The 470-nt window shown below is 49.8% G+C and carries 1 pseudogene; it reads right to left on the bottom strand.

From position 1 onward, the window contains the following. Nucleotides 1-97: 97 nt before the first annotated feature. A pseudogene (locus ACTHUR_RS19990) lies at nucleotides 98-470 on the bottom strand (ketol-acid reductoisomerase); the annotation flags it as partial.

The raw sequence follows: 470 nt of genomic DNA on the forward strand, positions 1-470 counted from the left end.
AGGAGAAAGCAAAAAAAAGAAGTGGTAAACCCCTTTTTTAAGTTTGTGGTCGGGCGTCAAAACGTCACCGGTAAGCAAGACGGCAGGAGTGGTTTACCCCTTCTGGGAGGAAAATTTCCGCAGATTCTCCGTTTGGAAGGAGGGATAGAGCTTTTTTCATGGCAGCTTTGGTTGAAGGAGTAACGACTTCAGGGCCGGTAACGTATTCACCGTATTCGGCATTGTTGGAAATGGAGTAGTTCATGTTGGCAATACCGCCTTCGTACATCAGGTCAACGATCAGTTTCAGCTCGTGCAGACATTCGAAGTAGGCCATTTCTGGAGCGTACCCGGCTTCAACCACCGTTTCAAAGCCGCATTTCACCAATTCAACTGCGCCACCGCACAATACGGCTTGTTCGCCAACCAGGTCGGTTTCGGTTTCTTCGCGGAAGTTGGTTTCGATTACGCCGCCTTTAGTGCCGCCGTTG

The organism is Neisseria sp. P0021.S007, from assembly GCF_051956855.1.